Source organism: Halobacillus sp. HZG1 (genome assembly GCF_035818575.1).
Taxonomy (GTDB): Bacteria; Bacillota; Bacilli; order Bacillales; family Halobacillaceae; genus Halobacillus; species Halobacillus litoralis.
Genome location: NZ_JAYLVQ010000004.1, coordinates 1 through 16,814, shown reverse-complemented (window position 1 = coordinate 16,814; position 16,814 = coordinate 1). Strand labels below are relative to the sequence as shown.

At 45.1% G+C, this 16,814-nt stretch carries 14 protein-coding genes and 1 riboswitch; of the genes, 11 read left to right on the top strand and 3 right to left on the bottom strand.

The genetic code is table 11. The annotated features are described in order from the left end of the window. Positions 1–103: IS3 family transposase (locus VKA52_RS00105; protein ID WP_326313771.1), on the top strand; the 103-nt coding region annotated here is incomplete at its 5' end. Positions 104–159: 56 nt separating this feature from the next. Here the strand turns inward: VKA52_RS00105 and VKA52_RS00100 are convergent. Beyond that, entirely contained in the window at positions 160–738 is a 579-nt protein-coding gene (locus tag VKA52_RS00100; protein ID WP_326313782.1) for an SCO family protein, read from the bottom strand. Between the two features lie 155 nt (positions 739–893). Between VKA52_RS00100 and VKA52_RS00095 the strand changes: the two genes are divergently transcribed. Beyond that, positions 894–1,658, top strand: coding sequence for an alpha/beta fold hydrolase (locus tag VKA52_RS00095; RefSeq protein WP_326313781.1), 765 nt, complete (start codon positions 894–896; stop codon positions 1,656–1,658). Between the two features lie 32 nt (positions 1,659–1,690). Here VKA52_RS00095 and VKA52_RS00090 read toward each other — a convergent pair whose 3' ends face one another. Next, positions 1,691–3,133, bottom strand: coding sequence for a hypothetical protein (locus VKA52_RS00090; protein ID WP_326313780.1), 1,443 nt, complete (start codon positions 3,131–3,133; stop codon positions 1,691–1,693). A gap of 436 nt (positions 3,134–3,569) precedes the next feature. After that, positions 3,570–3,740 (bottom strand): hypothetical protein, encoded by a 171-nt coding sequence (locus VKA52_RS00085; RefSeq protein ID WP_160916631.1) that lies wholly within the window; start codon positions 3,738–3,740, stop codon positions 3,570–3,572. Between the two features lie 113 nt (positions 3,741–3,853). On the opposite strand from VKA52_RS00085, the gene VKA52_RS00080 reads away from it, so the two are divergent. From VKA52_RS00080 to VKA52_RS00040, 9 genes are all read left to right on the top strand, one after another. Further along, on the top strand, positions 3,854–5,995 hold the full coding sequence (locus VKA52_RS00080; protein WP_326313779.1) for an EAL domain-containing protein: 2,142 nt from the start codon (positions 3,854–3,856) through the stop codon (positions 5,993–5,995). Between the two features lie 295 nt (positions 5,996–6,290). Then, positions 6,291–6,890, top strand: a complete 600-nt coding sequence (locus VKA52_RS00075; RefSeq protein ID WP_326313778.1) for an NUDIX hydrolase — start codon at positions 6,291–6,293, stop codon at positions 6,888–6,890. A gap of 59 nt (positions 6,891–6,949) precedes the next feature. Continuing rightward, a complete protein-coding gene (locus tag VKA52_RS00070) occupies positions 6,950–8,095 on the top strand; it encodes a trans-sulfuration enzyme family protein (RefSeq protein WP_326313777.1) in 1,146 nt (381 codons plus the stop codon). Between the two features lie 72 nt (positions 8,096–8,167). Continuing rightward, a riboswitch (SAM riboswitch) is annotated at positions 8,168–8,278 on the top strand. 138 nt (positions 8,279–8,416) lie between these two features. Next, a complete protein-coding gene (locus tag VKA52_RS00065) occupies positions 8,417–10,195 on the top strand; it encodes a PLP-dependent aspartate aminotransferase family protein (RefSeq protein ID WP_160916623.1) in 1,779 nt (592 codons plus the stop codon). Between the two features lie 26 nt (positions 10,196–10,221). Further along, entirely contained in the window at positions 10,222–11,205 is a 984-nt protein-coding gene (locus VKA52_RS00060; RefSeq protein WP_326313776.1) for an aliphatic sulfonate ABC transporter substrate-binding protein, read from the top strand. Between the two features lie 18 nt (positions 11,206–11,223). Next, complete coding sequence (locus VKA52_RS00055; RefSeq protein WP_326313775.1) at positions 11,224–12,060, top strand: ABC transporter permease; 837 nt, start codon at positions 11,224–11,226, stop codon at positions 12,058–12,060. Between the two features lie 12 nt (positions 12,061–12,072). Further along, positions 12,073–12,786, top strand: coding sequence for an ABC transporter ATP-binding protein (locus VKA52_RS00050; RefSeq protein ID WP_160916619.1), 714 nt, complete (start codon positions 12,073–12,075; stop codon positions 12,784–12,786). A 15-nt stretch (positions 12,787–12,801) separates the two neighbouring features. Next, positions 12,802–14,487 carry an acetate--CoA ligase gene (gene acsA, locus VKA52_RS00045; RefSeq protein ID WP_326313774.1) on the top strand — a complete coding sequence of 562 codons (1,686 nt, stop codon included), beginning with the start codon at positions 12,802–12,804 and terminating at the stop codon, positions 14,485–14,487. A gap of 451 nt (positions 14,488–14,938) precedes the next feature. Continuing rightward, on the top strand, positions 14,939–16,177 hold the full coding sequence (locus VKA52_RS00040) for a dicarboxylate/amino acid:cation symporter (protein WP_160916616.1): 1,239 nt from the start codon (positions 14,939–14,941) through the stop codon (positions 16,175–16,177). The last annotated feature ends 637 nt before the right edge of the window (positions 16,178–16,814 follow it).

The window sequence follows — 16,814 nt, the reverse complement described above, 5'->3', positions numbered from 1 at the left end:
ACGTGAAAAAGTAGAAACGTACATGTATTACTACAATTATTGTCGACCTTTTAAAAAACTAAACTGCCATACTCCAATTGAATTCAGAGTAATGGCAGCCTAGGTGTTTTATTGAGTCTTATTTAACTGTGTCACTCCATTCTGGAGGGGAGGTTCTTTTTAGTCAGCGATGGTTTTGGTATCTTCAACAATTTGTTCAAACGGGACTTCTGTGTTTCCTTTATATTTTTTCACGACCATTCCTTCTTCGTTAATCAGGTAGAAGGCTGTTCCATGAATGACCTGATCGTTCCCTTCCGTTTTAACTGCAGAAGTTTTGAAGCTCTCTTGAGCAAACTTAGAAATTTCTTCTTGTGTATATTCTGTAATAAATGACCAGTTGCTATGATCCACTCCATACTTCTTGCCAAATTCTTTTAATACTTCAGGAGAATCAACGGTCGGATCTACACTGAAGGATACAATTTCAGCATCGACGCCTTCCTCTTTTAACTGCTCTTGAACTTTTACCATGTTACGTGTCATGGGCGGGCAGACCGTATTGCAGTTCGTAAAGATGAAATTCGCGAGCCAAACTTCTCCTTCCATATCATCGGTGGAAAAGCTCTCCCCTTCCTGGGTCGTTCCTTCAAAAGATTGGACTTCCCAATCCAGAGTATCCTCAAGTTCATTCGATCCGCAGGCGGCTAAGAAGACGATTGCTCCTGCGAATAAGCTAAGTAATAGAAAACGTTTCATTTGGTTTCCCCTTCCGGACATTATGATACAGGTCTAGTTTACGCCTGCATCAAAGTAAGGTCAATCGAACCTTAATATATTCGGTAAATGGACATAATTTCAGTCCCTATGGGAATGCTAAGGTTCCATGAATATCGGATAGGGGATGAAAATCCATGCCTTATTTTACAGAGAAATCCGGAGCACAATTATTTTATGATGATCGGGGAAATGGGGAAGCGATCGTTTTTCTTCACCCGCCTGGGATGGGGCGAAAAGTATTTAAAATGCAGCACTCCCTTGCCAGGGAGTTTCGTGTCATTTTTCCTGACCTCAGTGGAAATGGAGATTCGGAAGTGATCTCGCATGCTCCTGATGTTTCCATGTACGCAAGGGAGGTCCTCCAGCTCCTTGATCATTTGAATCTGGACCAAGTGGTAGTTGTCGGCTATTCGTGCGGAGGGATGATCGCCCAGGAATTTGCACTCACCTTTCCTGAACGTACGAAAGCAGTCATTCTTGCAGGCGGCTTCCCGAAGGTAGCCACAGGTGGACTCCGGTTTGAGTTTTTAGGAGGAATGTACTGGGTGGATAAAAGCCCGGAAACTCTTGCCAAATTGCTTAGTCACTCTCACTTCAAAGATGTGGATATTAAACGTGAACTGAATGAACATATGGCAAAGTCTGACCCGGAATGCTGGTACACTTATTACAATCGTGCTCTTTCGTTTGATTGCAGCGGGCGGTTGGAAAGACTGACTCAACCTTTGTTGCTCGTGTATGGAAATAAAGAGTTCTGGATTAATGAACATTCTAAATACTACAGCGTTTGTCCTCATGTGAAAATGGAAGTTATTGAACATGCCTATCATCAGACTCCCGCTACCCATTATGACCGTTTCAATGACGCATTGATCCGTTTTGTACATGAAGAAATATAAAAAAGCAGAGGAGTGATTATCCTCTGCTTTTCCTATTTGCCCAAGTCGAAGGTATAGCCCAATCTATGAGCGTATACCATCTTATTCACAGTAACGGTGATTTCCTCTGCGTTCCTTAAAGCGGGAGACTGGAAGTGGATGTCTCCTCTATTATCGTGCCCCCAAATATTAGCCTCTGTCGTTTCGCCTTCATTCGTAACGACTTCTATAAATTTCTCCCGTTCTTCCTCGAGGCTATTCATCGGGGCGAGTTGAGCACCGACCAATTTTTCTTCTTGATCCGCTTCATGGGGTTCATACTTGAGTTGAAGATTCATATTGGTTCCGGAAAATGAATCGACCTGCTCAAGGATGATATCTGTATTGTAAGCTTCTCCCACTTTTTCATTCAACACGACAGATTCGTTTGAATGATCTTTAAACTGAGTCATATCGACGGTGAACGAATAAGGTGTATCATCATGGATGTGAAGAGACCCAAGTTCAAGGCTCACGGCTTCTGTAAGTGGTTCTGATGGCGGCTGGAACCAGGCTTCATACACATTTTCTTCTTCTGTCTCGTTTAGATAAAGCCTGACAGGGTGTTCGGATCCTTCCTCCGTTTTTATTAAAGCATGCACGGACTGACCGATTTCTTTCCCTTCTGCCTTTATCTTCATTTTTACGTAGCTTGAGGCCACGCCGATATTGACGGATGTCGGTTCCACTGTGACCAGGTCATCTGCGTACACCTCGTCTGTTGTATAACTTTGAAGCACATGTCCATCCTTGTCATGGAAATAACGGACAGGCATTCCTTTAGTTTCGATCGTACGATGATCAATCCGAAGATTGAAGGAAGTTAAGAACTTTTGATCATAATCCTTTATATCATGGGGGTCAAAATTATACCCCCATTCCTCCGTAATGGGAGGGAGCTGAATGAGACCGTACACTCGATTTTCAAACACAACCGTATCCCTAGGGTGGAGGGGTTGTGAATGCTGCTGGAACGATTGTTGATCGCTCCCATTCATGGACTCGATGTTTATACCTTCTACAGATGGCGGTTGGACGAGGTACTTGGTTTCTTCATCATCCTTATCTTTTCTGGTTAATGCAGAAAGGTCGATGCTGTACAATACATGGATGGTCGGGCCGCTGTGCCAGACCTCATTGATCTGCATGCGCCCATCTTTATCAGGAATTGGAGTAGACTCCTGAGGGCGGGCCGTTAATCCCTTTTCGCGGGCTAAGGACAACCCGTGAATACGTTCTTCATAAAAATCATTGACTTGTTCATATGTATCGACTTCACGCCACTGAAGAGGGAATTCTTCAAGATCCACCGCTTTCGCTTTTCTCATCGGTGAAGAATCTGTTTTTAGAGCTAACTTATCTTCACTGCTGTCCGTGAAGAAATAGGCCCCTATGGCTAAAACAATCATAGAAACCGTGATTAAGATCCACTTGCTCTTATTGGTGCCTTTCTTCATATGTAAATAACCCTTTCTTTTGGTTTGTTTCTTAATTCCATCCTTAAATCTCTGTCATTTTTCGCATAAGCTTCCGATTGTGGAAGATTCAGTTTCGAGATGTTCCTCGGTTCCTTGCCTGGGTTGAGCGTCGGGGGTGGCTGGGAAGCAACTCGCTTTCCTGTGGGGGAGCGGCGAGCTTCCTTGGGCTACGCCCTGTGGGATCTCGCCGATCTCCTTTCTCCCACGGGAGTCTCGCAGCTTCCCAACCACATAACAAAAGTATCGAAACTGAGTCTTCAAAAATCCTGCCATATTCTTAATAACGTATCTATAATCCCAGCATTCTGGAGATTTTTGTGAAAAATATAGGCGTTCCACTCATATGATAACAGAATTTTCGGTCATTACGGGTTGATGGAACAAAAAAAGTGACCTCGTTAACGAGATCACTTTTTTAATCTTCATCATCGGAATAATGATGATAGAGAGCTTCGCTTTCAGAATGTACTTCTGTATCATCTGTTTGATGAGAAAAAGATTGGTTGTAGCTCAATTTACGATTGAACACTTGCGCCATTTCATTTGACTGCTCAACAGTCCCTCTTCTTTGTTTCTTCTGCTTCATAGACACTTCCTCCTTTTTAGGTAGTTTTCCTCGTGAAAAAAGGATTAAACTTTAGTTCTAATTTTCCGATATTTAGGAAGAGGGGAATAAATTTTTTGGAGTAGGTGAACGGAATGGCTCGGATAATAGATCATCCCTGGGATACACTTAAGCAGCTTTCCATCCCTATATGGTTCTTTGATATTGAAAAAGAAAACATCTATGTGAGTGAAAGATTGAAAGATCAATGGAACCTGGATTCAACCGTGTTGAACAAGCAGGGTTTAATGCGGTTCATACATAAGGATGATGTAGCCTATCTAGACCATCATGCGATGACGAAGAATCGTCATTTTTTTTATATGAATTATCGTTTGTTGAATAATGGGACGTACGAATGGATGAAGGACATGGTCACGCCTTTTTTTGATGAGAATGGATCCATCATTGGATATACAGGTACAGGGGCCCCTGATTCTGCTTATATTGAAGAACTGGACCGGATAAAAAAAGCGGTAGTAGAGATCGGTGATGCATTCCTTTCCTACAATGGACAAGACTTTTTTGATTTTCTCGTGGAGTATTTATCCTCTGTTCTTGGAGTGGAAACCGTGCTGGTTGGAGAATTGACAGGAGAAGCTAAAAGTGAAGTGACAGCTATTTCCTTATCTCACAAAGGAGAGATTAGTTCCGGGCTTCATTATTCGGTAAAAGATACACCTTTTGAGCAAATCATAAGGACTCATGAATGTTATTATCCTAAAGATGTAGGGAGACTGTTCCCAGGAGATATCCTGATTAGAGATTACGGAGTGAAGAGTTATCTTGGCAAAGCGCTGCTTAACTCAGATGGAGATGTGATCGGGATCCTTTCGATCATGGATAATCAGACACAAACCAGCGGTCCATTGAGTAAGGCTCTTTTTCGAATTTTTGCCGATCGGACAGCGAATGAACTATCCCGAATGCAGGCGGAGAAGAAGCTTGAGATGTTGTCTCAGTACGACCCTTTGACTGGACTCATAACGCGCACTTATCTGTCAGGGATTCTTGGAGATGAAATTCAATCCAAGAATGAAAAGGAGAACAACATGGCTCTCTTACTCATCGACATTGACAATTTTAAAATGATCAATGACTCATGGGGGCATGCCAAAGGCGATGAGCTGCTTCGTCAGTTCTCCCGTTATTTGAGGCAGACATTCGCTCAGCATGATGCAGTGATTTCGCGAATCAGCAGTGATGAATTTGTTGTCCTTCTCAAACATGTACAGACCCTCGAAGAGCTAGAGGAAATCAGTGACCACGTTATCCATTCGATGAGACGCCCCTTTCTTATTGGAGAAAAAGAATTCTACAATACGGTGAGTATCGGTGTCACATTCACCAAGTCCCGTATCCGAGGTCATTACAGTGGAGAAACGCTATTACGCCATGCAGATGCCGCGATGCACAAAGCAAAGAGAAATGGGAAAAACCGCTATGTGGTTTATGAAGAAAAGATGAGTGAGCAGATGAGAGAAGAGCTCCATTTGAAGCAGTCCCTTCATCATGCTCTTGATAAAAGTCAGTTTGAGCTTCATTATCAACCGCAAGTGTGCGGGAGAACGTCGAGGGTGATCGGCTATGAATCACTCATCCGCTGGAACCACCCGGATTACGGGTTGTTATCTCCTCATTATTTCATCAGCCTGGCTGAAGAATCAGGGATGATTATAGAAATCGGGGAATGGGTGTTGCAAGAAGCTTGTCTACAAACAAGGAGATGGCAGGTCGAAGATCGAAGGCCGGACTTGAAAATATCGGTGAATTTGTCTGCCCAGCAATTTAAAGACCTGAACCTCCCAGGAAAAGTGCTCCATGCTCTTAATGTCTCCGGGCTTCCACCTCAAAGTCTGATTCTAGAAATTACAGAAACCATGGTCCTTCAAGATTTTGATAGAAGCATAGACACGTTAAACGGGTTGAGGGAAAAAGGAATTCAAGTCCATTTGGATGACTTCGGTGTCGGGTTTTCTTCCCTTAGTTACTTGAATCGGCTGCCAGTGGATGCGATTAAAATCGATCGGTCGTTCATCAATCAAATCAGTGAACGGGGGAAAGATGTGCCAATCGTCAATGCTATCATCAGTATGGCGAAAAGTCTGGGGCTGCAAGTCATTGCTGAAGGTGTGGAAACGAGGGAGCATATTTCATACTTAAAACAAAAAGGCTGCTATGAATACCAAGGCTATTACTTCAGTAAACCTGTACCGGCAAGTCTTGTGAACAACTAAAAAGGACAAGGATGTCCTTTGTGTACTTGCCTCCTGTCTTTTTGTTATTCTTTGGGGGAGTCACCTGCTTTCTTTTCGTAAGGAAGGAAAAGGGAAAATATTAGAGTTGAATTGATTGCCACCATTATCATTCTTGAGATTCTGATCCTTTAAGGGGCTCCTTGAGGGTATTAATATCAAAAATATTTCCTTAGGAATGCCTCAGGCTCAGAGTGTCAAGCTCTGAGCTATTTTCTTTCTGAGAGGTTTTTGGAGGGAGAATGTGCTGTAGGCTGGCAGAATGGAGGAGATCCGTATGGCAGAAATGTTGACGATTTTTGATGAAAGCGGGCGTCCGTATGGAATGAAAGAAAGGGAAAAAGTACATAAGGACGGCGATTGGCATGAAACCTTCCATTGCTGGATGTTCTACAAGGAAGGTGAAACGATCCATTTATTGCTTCAACAAAGAGCGGATCACAAAAAGGACTTCCCGGGCTTGTTTGATATTACTGCTGCTGGGCATATAGAAGCGGGAGAGGACGTGCTGATGGCGGGTGTCCGGGAAATCGAGGAGGAAGTCGGTTTGACAGTAGTACCTGGCGATTTAGTTCACCAAGGAGATTTCAAGGAGGAGCTGAAGGAAGGTGGGCTCATAGACCGGGAGATTTGCCGCATTTACCTCTTCCTTTGGACAAATGACAGGACCTTTACCATTGGAGAAGAGGTGCAGGACATCGTTTCCGTTCCACTGGACGATTTGGAAGGTTTGAAGGATACACGCCAAATCGTGAAGGTGGTCTCTATTCTTAGTGGTGAGGAAAAAGAAGTGACGCGTAAGAATCTTGTCCCACATGAAAAAGGGTATGAACGGTACACCTTTCATGCGATCAGGGAATATGTCGCAAAACTTTGACAATATTCAAGCTTATTCTATATAATTTCTGATTAAGTGATAGAGAGAGGAGACGAACGATGACGAATACATCATTTGATACGAGGATCGTACACCATAAAGCGGATCAACGTCTTGTCCCGAACAGCAAAAGTACCCCGATTTACCAGACGTCCGCCTTTACTTTCAAAGACTTGGATCATTTGGAAAGTTATTATGAGGGAGACAGCCCTTATCTATATACAAGAGAGAGGAACCCTAATACAGATGAACTGGCAGGAACCATTGCGGAACTGGAAGAAGCACCAGCTGGAGTGGCATCTTCCTCTGGAATGTCAGCCATTCTTGCCGGCATTCTCGCGGTGGCCAAACCTGGGGATCATATCGTTGCAGCAGAAGATGTTTATGGGGGATCACACAAGTTGATCACCAAAGAACTTCCTGCGTTCGGCATTGATGTAACGATGGTTTCTTTTTCAAATTTAGACGACGTTTCAGAAGCGATGACGGATCAAACGAAGCTTCTCTATACGGAATCGATTTCCAATCCTTTTTTGCGTGTGGAAGATTTAGAAGGCTTAGTCAACCTGGCTCGTCAAAAGAATGTGAAAACGATGGTTGATAATACGTTCGCCACCCCGTACTTATTACAGCCTTACACGGATGGCGTCGATCTTGTCGTCCATAGTGGGACGAAGTATATTGGTGGTCATAGTGATGTGACATGTGGAGTGCTGGTCGGGAATGAGGATTTGATTCAGGCCGCGACCCAGAAGATTGTCACATTTGGTGCGAATCTAAGCCCGTTCGAAGCATGGCTTACACAACGCGGAGCCAAAACTTTAGGTCTTAGAATGAAGAAGCAATCATACAATGCAAAACAGGTAGCAACCGCCCTGAATGACTATGGCGCGGTCCGGACCGTCTATTATCCTGATAAGGTATCGGAAAAAGGAAACGGAGCCATTGTGACCATCGAACTTAATGATTCGATTGACATAGAGGCGTTCTTCCGTTCACTTGGATGGGTGAAGATTGCTCCTACGCTGGCGGGAGTAGAAACGACGGTTTCTTATCCTGTTCGTACATCTCACCGTGCGTTATCGAACGCTGAGCGCGAGAAAATCGGCATCAATGATTATGTGATTCGTCTTTCCATCGGAATTGAAGATCATGAAGATATTATCGATCAGCTGAAAAGAGCAATAGAAGCTTCAGAAAATTAATTTTTAAAAAAGATTGACTTTTCTGATTCTTATCCGTTATAATTCACAACATAATCAATCAACTGCATACATCTCTTATCAAGAGAGGCTGAGGGAATAGGCCCTGTGAAGCCCGGCAACCTTCAAACAATGGTTTGAAAAGGTGCCAAGTCCTACAGATCAGATTGATCTGGCAGATAAGAGGAGGAACCGAAATGACAAACCCTCTTCTTATTTGGAAGAGGGTTTTTTGCTGTTCGGAAAGAGATCAAGGACCTTTATGCACGCTTAAAACCAACTATTTTTATAAGAATAGGAAACTTATTTGGGGAGGAAACCATCATGACAAATTCATTTGAAAGCTATGATGTAGATACGATTTCTTTACACGGAGGACAATCACCAGATCCAACGACGGGATCTCGGGCGGTGCCGATTTATCAAACGACTTCTTATGTCTTCCATGACACAGAACATGCGCAGAGCCTATTTGCCCTTGATGAGCCTGGAAACATCTATTCCCGGATCGGAAACCCGACTGTTGATGTTTTCGAAAAAAGGATGGCCCTCTTGGAAGGTGGGGTCGCTTCTGTTGCGACAGCTTCCGGGATGTCCGCCATTGCTTTATCCATTCTGAATATCGCAGGATCTGGAGATGAAGTGGTTGCAGCGGCAAACCTGTATGGCGGCACCTATAATTTATTCGCTAACACTTTACCGCGATATGGCATTAAAGTTCACTTTGTTGATCCGGAGGAACCGGAAAATTTCCGCAAAGCGATTACAGAGCGAACGAAAGCGGTCTTCGCTGAAACCATTGGTAATCCAAGTCTTCATGTGCTGGATATTGAAAAGGTAGCGGCTGTCGCTCATGATCATGGCCTTCCGCTTTTGATTGATAATACATTCGCCACCCCTTATACATGCCGGCCTATTGAATACGGGGCCGATATTGTCATCCATTCCGCAACGAAATGGATCGGCGGCCACGGAACGGCCATTGGAGGAGTTGTCGTAGACGGGGGACAGTTCGATTGGGGTAACGGTAAGTATCCCGTTTTCACAGAGCCTGATGATAGTTATAACGGAATCGTCTATACCGCCGATTTCGGAACGCTTGCTTATATCACGAAATTGCGTGTCCAGCTGCTTCGTGACTTTGGTTCTTGTTTGAGTCCTCAGAATGCCTTCTTGTTATTGCAAGGTTTGGAGACACTGCATTTGCGTGTCGCCCGGCATGGAGACAATGCTCAGGAAATCGCAGAATACTTACAAGGTCATCCCGATGTGGAATGGGTGTCGTATCCAGGCCTGCCCTCGCATCCGGCTCATGAGTTAGCCACTCGATATCTTGAAGGAGGATATGGTTCTATCGTTAACTTTGGCATTAAAGGTGGAAGGGAAGCCGGGAGACAAGTGATCAACAACATTTCACTCTGGTCACATGTAGCAAACGTTGGCGATGCGAAATCGTTAATTATCCATCCCGCTTCCACGACTCATCAACAGTTATCCGTGGAAGATCTAGCTGCAAGTGGAGTGACAGAGGAATTGATCCGCTTATCCATAGGGCTTGAATCGAGCAAAGATTTGATCAACGATCTTGATCGGGCCATTGCTAAAGCGACCGGAAGGGAAACGGAACAAACGGCGATTACTGAAAATGACGAAGGTGTCATCAAATGGGCCTTGAGCTCCTCCAAAACCCAGGAAGATGGAGAAACGCGTCCCAAACGTTTAGCGGTTGTCGGATTGAGCGGAAAGCCTTCACGTCCGAGTCATCGCCTAGCTAGAAAAATGCAGAGGATGGGATACCAAATCGTGCCTGTAAATCCACGGGAAACAGAAGTCCTTGGTGAGAAAGCCTATCCTGATCTGAGATCGATTCCATTTAAAGTTGATGTTGTTCAAGTGTTTCGCAGTCCGGAAGCAGCCATTGAAATTGCTAAGGAAGCGGCAGATATCAGGCCGGATGTCTTTTGGCTACAGGAAGGGGTCATCTCACCGAAGGCGGCCCAGATTGCAAGTGAAGCAGGACTTGAAGTCGTTCATAACCGGTGCACGTATAAAGAGGCCCAGCGTTTACGCGGAACCATTGATACGTATGCCTGTGAAATCTAAAAAATAATCATAGAGGAGCGTGTAAGATGGGATTTAAGAAAACATTCATGACGATAGGGTTACTTGCAGCCGTGGGTTTGGTGGGTTGTTCCGGAGATGCAGAGGGGGAGAGTAGCTCACCAGACAAAGTGACGCTCGACTATGCGTATTACTCCCCCACGAGTCTTGTATTGAAAGAGCAGGGATTCGCCGAAGAAGTCTTTGAAGAAGAAGGGATCGAAGTGGAATGGGTCCTCAGTCAGGGAAGTAACAAAGCTCTTGAATTCCTGAATTCCAGCAGTATTGACTTCGGTTCGACCGCCGGTGCAGCGGCTCTCATGGCAAAAGCGAACAATGCTCCTGTCGAATCCATCTATCTATATTCCAAGCCCGAATGGACAGCACTCGTTACGAACCCTGATTCCGGAATATCTTCTGTGGAAGATTTGAAAGGGAAGAAGGTGGCGGCAACACTCGGAACGGACCCTTACATTTTCTTAGTCCGCGCACTGAAGGATCACGGGCTTTCTACGGATGACATTGAGCTTGTGAACCTGCAGCACCCTGAAGGAGCAACGGCACTGGCTAATGGAAATGTTGATGCATGGGCAGGACTCGACCCTCATATGGCCCGGAATGAATTGGAGGGCGGCGCTGAACTTTTCTACCGGAAGCCGGAGTTCAATACTTACGGAACATTAAACGTGCGCTCGGATTATGCCAAGGAGCATCCCGAAGTCGTTAAACAAGTCATTGAAGCTTATGAAAAAGCAAGAAAGTGGACGGTTGAAAATCCAGACAAAGCAGCAAAAATCCTTGCTGAAGAAGCGGGATTGGATTTGGAAGTCGCGAAGAAGAGTCTGGAAAGGAATGATTTATCGAATCCTGTACCAGGAGACGCGTTGACAGAAACCGTTCTTGGAGCAGGCCATGTGCTACAGGAAGAAGAAGTCATCAAGTCAGATGTGGATATTGAAAAAATCACTGAGGAACTCATTAATCCAACCTACGCCGAAGAAGTGATTGAATAAAAGGAGGGAGCGCGTTTTATGTCCAGTCGAACAGAAACGACCGTCCGTCCGGTTTCCAGGGTGAAGAATACGCGTTTTCTAATGAAAAGAAACATCTACGGTTCATGGCTGGGCCTGATCCTTCCCGTTTTCCTTATTCTTTTGTGGGAATATGCTTCAAGGGCAGGATGGGTGGCCCCGCATTTGCTCCCCTCTCCAACGACCGTGGTCGAGGAAATGGCGGCCATGGCTCAGGGAGGAGAGCTTTTAGGGCATATCATCATCACTCTTTATCGTGTTTTTGCTGGATTTATCGCAGGGGCTTTGGCAGCAGTGCTTCTCGGAGCAGCGACGGGTTATGTGAAAGTGATACATCAGTTGCTTGATCCGATGTTGCAGGCACTCAGGGCCATCCCGTCCCTGGCCTGGGTTCCGTTATTCGTTTTGTGGATCGGCATTGGAGAAGCTTCCAAAATCACCCTCGTGGCTGTAGGTGTTTTCTTTCCCGTGTATTTGAATCTGACTGCTGGTATCCAGGGGATTGATCGTAAGTTGATTGAAGTAGGCAGGATTTATAATTTCACGAGTTTTCAGCAAATCAAAAAAATCATTCTGCCAGCTGCCCTGCCTTCCTTTATTATCGGTTTAAGAAGCGGGCTGAGTCTCGGGTGGATGTTCGTGGTCGCGGCTGAACTGCTTGGCGCAAGCCAGGGTCTTGGTTATTTAATGGTGTACGGACAGAACACATCCGCCCCCTCTCTCGTCATTGGGAGCATCATTCTGTTTGCCATCTTCGGAAAAATCACCGATGAAATATTGAAGAGAATTCAGTCGAAGACCCTGAAATGGCAGGACAACTTGGAGAATGCGTCATAAAGGAGGGTGTCTATGTTAGCCGTTGATCATGTATCGCGTGTATTCCAAAACGGAAAAGCGGGATTCAAAAATATTCATCTGCAGTTACAGAGAGGAGAGGTTGTGGGTGTCCTCGGAACGAGCGGTTGTGGCAAAAGTACCCTGCTGCGTGTCCTCTCGGGACTGGATCCACAATATGAAGGGAGCATTCGTACAGAAGCGGAACGTCCGGAAGAAGCTTTCGGGATGATGTTCCAGGAACCAAGGCTTATGCCTTGGTTAACCGTGTTAGATAATGTGACGTTCGGTTTTTCTAAGAAGGAAAAAAGATCACAGGCCTTGGAATTGATTGAAACCGTAGGGCTGCAAGGGTTTGAGAAACATTTCCCTAAAGACCTTTCAGGTGGGATGGCTCAACGCACGGCGATTGCCAGATCTTTGCTCAGTCAACCGGACATCCTGCTTCTCGATGAGCCGTTCAGTGCCCTTGATGCCTTTACAAAAATGCAGCTGCAAGACTTACTTTTGTCAATATGGGAAAAGCGCCAAACGACCACACTGCTCGTCACTCACGACATAGATGAGGCCCTCTACTTATGTGACCGAATTGTAATCATGCGTGGGCAGCCGGGGCAGATCGAGTCTGAAATATTCATCAACCGGCCGAAACCTCGTAAAAGAGGAGATGCGCATCTTGGGGAGTTGAAAGAAGAAGTATTGAAAGAATTGGATTTCACAAAATCATAAGGAGGATCAAGGATCATGGAAGCAGCGATCATTCCACCACAATCAGCAGGTTATAACATTGAGACAGAGTGGCTTGAAGGTGAGTCTTTTGACTGGAACACTGTAAACGCACGTTTCACATGGAATACCACAGGTAAAGTAAATATGGCTTATGAATGTATTGATAGACACGTGGATGAAGGGAACGGGGAACGGATCGCGTTACATTACCTGTCAGACGAAGAAGAATTCACCTACACCTTCTCTGAGCTCAAAAGGGAAGTGAATCGATGGGCCAATGTCCTCCTTCGTTATGGTGTGAAAAAAGGGGATTTCGTTTTCGTCTTTTTACCGAAACATCCATATTGTCATATCGCTATGTTTGCAGCCATCAAGATCGGTGCGGTGGTCGGTCCATTATTTGAAGCTTTTATGGAAGAGGCAGTTAAGGACCGTATCAATGATTGTGAAGGGAAATATTTAATTACAGAGGATTCCTTCCTGGATCGTGTAAACAGGGAAGAGATGCCGAGTCTGTCAACGGTATTTACTATAGATAAAACAGATGGAGCAATTCCCTCTATTACAAGCGAAGCGGAGAAAGCCAGCACCGAACTGGATACGGTGTGGGTGGACCTGGAGGACGGACTCAACATTCATTACACAAGTGGATCGACCGGCAAACCAAAAGGAATCATCCATGCTCATCGAAATATGATTCAACAGTTTCAGACGGGGCGTTGGGTTTTGGACCTGAAAGAAGAGGATGTGTACTGGTGTACGGCACACCCTGGATGGGTGACGGGTACGGTCTATGGAGTCTTTGCTCCTTTGTTGAATGGGGTAACTACAGTCATCCATGGCGGACGTTTTTCAGCAAAGGCATGGTATGAAGTTTTGGAGAAAGCGAAAGTTTCTGTATGGTACAGTGCTCCCACTGCCTTCCGAATGCTGAAAGGACAGTCGGAAGGCGTACATGCCCACTATGATCTCTCTTCTTTACGTCACATTCTAAGTGTCGGAGAACCACTCAACCCGGAAGTCATTCACTGGGCCTATCAAACGTGGGGGTTGAGAATTCATGATACGTGGTGGATGACAGAGACAGGAGCTCAGTTGATTGCCAACCTTCCTACACGACCGATCAAACCCGGGTCCATGGGGAAACCGATCCCTGGTATAGAGGTTGAGATCCTTGATGAAGAAGGAGAGCCCCTACCCCCGCAGGAGACGGGACATCTGGCTATTCGTTCTACCTGGCCATCCATCATGAAAGAAGTGTGGAAGAATCCGGACAAATTCGCTTCCTACTTTCCATTTGGTGAAGACTGGTATTTGGCCGGCGATCTAGCTTACGTGGACGAGGAAGGCTACGTTTTCTTTCAGGGAAGAAGTGACGATATGATCAATTCATCTGGAGAGCGTATTGGTCCTTTTGAAGTGGAGAGTAAATTGCTGGAACACCCGGCTGTACGGGAGTCGGGTGTGATCGGGAAGCCTGATCCACTCCGGGGAGAAATTGTGAAAGCGTTCATTGTTGTTCGTGATGGTTACAAGGACCGTGATGGGTTAATGGAAGATCTCAGGCGTTTTGTGAAAACGGAGCTCGCGGGACATTGCGCTCCAAGAGAAATTGAATTTATCGATGAGCTTCCAAAAACTCAAATCAGCGGGAAAGTTTTGCGGAGGGAATTAAAGAAGCGTGATAAAGTGAATTCTTGATAAAGAACGGCTGTCACACAGACGGCCGTTTTTTTATGCAGACGGATAAAATTATATGCACGAAAAGAAGGGGATTCATGAATATGTTATAAATTCTAAACATTCTCATAATCTAGAAAGAACGAAGGATCCCGCGGTTTCATTGACCATTTAAAGTTATGCAGCTTCATTTGGTAGATAGTTGTATAAGAAACTACCAGCAAATTCTATTCAATTTTCAATCATTCTATGTTATAATTTATAAAGCACATTTACACCCGCGTTGGTTGCAACCATCTATGCCGAGCCTGAAACACATTCTTCAAGGCTCTAATGTAACAAAACCCATACTATTAGTAAGTCTTTTTTTAATGTTTTCTGATGTGGTTAGGCCCATGTCGCCTTTGAAATTTTTCACTTTTTAAACAAAATAATAAGTAAGCGTTTTCATAATGTTGTAGGAGGTAACTTCATGAAACTAACAACCAAGATTTTTATAGGTTTGATTCTTGGTGCTATTGTAGGCCTGGGTCTTCATTTAGCTGCACCGGATCTGTTCAGTACGTTAGATGCTTATGTTTTTGGTCCTTTAGGTACGGTATTCTTAAATCTTATTAAAATGCTCGTTGTACCGATCGTATTCTTCTCTATTACACTGGGTACCGCTTCTCTTGGCGATCCTAAGAAATTAGGTAGAATCGGTGGGAAGACCATTGCGTTCTTCCTTGTTACAACGACGATTGCGATCAGTATCGCGATTTCCCTTGCTTATCTTTTCCAACCGGGAAGTGTGGATATCAACCCAGCTGGCGCAGAGTATGAAGCGCAGGAAGCACCTGGTGTCGTTGAAACATTTACAAACATTATCCCGACGAACCCGATTCAGGCCATGACAGAAGGAAACATGCTTCAAATTATTGCCTTCGCCATCTTCATCGGTTTCGCGCTGGCGATGCTTGGCAAGAAAACCGAAGGGATTTACAAGCTTGTCGAACAGGGAAATGAAATCATGATGTTCCTTGTAAACCTAATCATGCGCTTTGCTCCTTATGGTGCCTTTGGTCTCCTTGCTTCTGCAATTGGAACAATGGGGATTGACGGTATGAAAGGGATGGCTATGTACATGTTCGTCGTCATCTTAGGATTGGTCATTCACGCCATCGTCACGTACGGTTCCGCTGTCGCTTTCCTTGGTAAGATGAATCCAATCAAGTTCGCTAAAGGTTTCTTCCCTGCGATGACCGTTGGTTTCAGTACATCAAGCAGTAGTTCAACACTACCGATATCCATGAAGACAGCTCAGGAAAATCTGAATGTGCCGAAGCCTGTCAGTAGTTTCGTGCAGCCTCTGGGTGCAACCATCAACATGGATGGTACAGCCATTATGCAGGGTGTAGCGACCATTTTCATCGCTCAAGTCTACGGTTCTGATCTTTCCTTTGCGCAATTGGTTATGGTCGTCCTGACAGCGGTTCTTGCGAGTATTGGTACCGCAGGGGTTCCTGGTGTAGGGCTGATCATGCTTGCGATGGTTCTTAACCAAGTATCTCTGCCAGTCGAAGGGATTGCGCTGATCATCGGTATCGACCGCCTGCTTGATATGTTACGTACATCCTTGAACATCACTGGTGATGCTGCATGTGCCGTCGTAGTCGCTGAATCTGAACGAAAATATGGCATCGATGAAGATGCCAAACGTATGGAAGCATAAAGCATAATAAACAAGAGTGCAACCTTTTGGTTGCACTTTTTTTATTTTATTTAAAATGAATTCTCCCAATCATCCATTTCCTTATATAAATTATTAAACTAAATGGCAGGTTTCTTGAAGACTCAGTTTCGAGACTTATGCTGAGTGGATGGGGGCTGCGGGGAGTAGCTCGCTTTCCACGGGAGCGCGGTGAGCCTCCTCGGACTGCGTCCTGTGGGGTCTCACCAATCACTTTTTTCCCGCAGGAGTCTCGCCATTCCCCTTCGCCCCTTAACCAAGTATGGTTCTCGAAACCACTACTGTAAAACTTAGCTTGTATGGTTATGAGAAGTGAATGATGTAAACTCTACCCCATTGCCGTTTAGCAAACGGAAATGTTTGATACAACGCACTATACGCCCGCCTAGGGGAGAAGAATTGGAACCTTGTTTAAGAATACATGTTGTCTAATCATCCACTTCCCTCAACCATACAAGCTGCCCCTTTTAGAAGTGGTTTCGAGACACTTAAAAGGTCAAGGGGCGGAGGGAAACGGTGAGACTCCTATGGGACGTGTGGGACAGGTGAGACCCCGGAAGGCGTAGCCTGAGGAGGCTCACCGCCCGCCCCATGGAAAGCGAACCTTTTCCCGGAGCCC